At 54.5% G+C, this 1,410-nt stretch carries 2 protein-coding genes; both read left to right on the top strand.

The genetic code is table 11. From position 1 onward, the window contains the following. Nucleotides 1-2 precede the first annotated feature (2 nt). Complete coding sequence (locus tag H9X86_RS12040; RefSeq protein WP_346011475.1) at nucleotides 3-1,187, top strand: antirestriction protein ArdA; 1,185 nt, start codon at nucleotides 3-5, stop codon at nucleotides 1,185-1,187. After that, nucleotides 1,188-1,410: DUF4314 domain-containing protein (locus H9X86_RS12035; protein ID WP_204901732.1), on the top strand; the 223-nt coding region annotated here is incomplete at its 3' end.

The raw sequence follows: 1,410 nt of genomic DNA, 5'->3' as shown, positions 1-1,410 counted from the left end.
TGATAGGCGCAGAATTGAGCAATATCAACCACCCGGAATTTGGTGTTGTTACCATTCCCCTTCCCATCCCCAAAGAGCAGTATGACAGCTGTGTGGAGTTGCTGGAGTCACTGGAAATTGGGGGTGCCTCCAACCAGGACTGCCATTTGGACAAGCTCCACTGCCCCTGGCCAGTGCTGAATCAGCTGGAGGGCACTCAGGTGAATCTGGAGGAACTGGACTATCTGGCCAAGCGGCTGGACAGTTTTGATGATGGCGAGGTGGCACAGTTCCAGGCCATGGCTGAGAAACTGGGTCTCACCAGCCTGAAAGACTTGATCAACCTATCCTTCTGCTGCCAGCAGGCCACCGTCATCACGGACTTTTCTGACCTGGAAGCCATAGGCCGTAACCACTACATGAACACCCACGGCGGCTGCGCCAGCACCGAGGAGTTGGGGAATCTGGATGGTGAAGAAACCGCAATTCTTCTGATGGAAAGCACCCCAGCTACCGTCACACGTTACGGTGTGGTCTACGACAATGGGATGCAGTTGAAGCAGATCTATGACGGCAAGCACCTCCCCTGCTACCTCTACGAGGGTGCAGTGCTGTCCCTGGGTCTGATCTCCAAGGGACAGCCGGAAAACACCAAGAAAGCCACTTGGCTCTACCTCCCCGCCACAAGGAAACAGCTGGAACGTGGAATGCTTCGCTCTGGCATCCAAGATCCGGAGGATATGTGCTTTCAAGTAGGGAGCAGCGAATTCCCTATGGAGGTGGGTGTAGCACTGGATTTCAAGCAGGAAAGCATCTTCGACCTCAACGATCTGGCATGGGCTGTGGCCAGACTTGACCGGGATAACCTTCAAAAGCTGGGGGCTGTGGTAGCCTTGGCTGAGCCGCAGAATGCCAGCCAGATCCGCTGTCTGGCCGAGAATCTGGATTTGTTCCAGTTTGCCCCCGGCGCCCATACCCCTGCAGAGTACGGAATGTTCATGATCCAGCAGTCCGGCCACTTTGAGTATGACCCCAATCTGGACGAGTTCTATGACTACGAGAAGTACGGCCTGCAACACATGAATCAAGAGACTGGTACATTTACCGACCGGGGGTATGTGGCCTACCACGGCACGATAAGCCTGGAGGTACTGATGATGGGAGAAACACACCAAGAAGAACAAACTTTTCAAATGGGAGGTATGTAAATGTCAGTTCCAAAGGAATGGCTGAATTTCCTGCGAGAGCAATTCCCCGCAGGAACCCGAATCAAACTCAGAGAGATGAAAGACCCCTATACCCAGCTGGAGCCGGGCAGCACCGGCACCCTGGACTACATCGACGATATCGGCCAGTTCCACATGAAGTGGGACAACGGCAGTGGCCTTGCCCTGATCATTGGAGAGGACAGCTTCTCCGTAATCCCGCCGG

Origin of the sequence: Pseudoflavonifractor capillosus (assembly GCF_016902575.1) — a bacterium.
Classification (GTDB): Bacteria; Bacillota; Clostridia; order Oscillospirales; family Oscillospiraceae; genus Enterenecus; species Enterenecus capillosus_A.
This window is presented reverse-complemented; position numbering and strand designations above follow the sequence as displayed.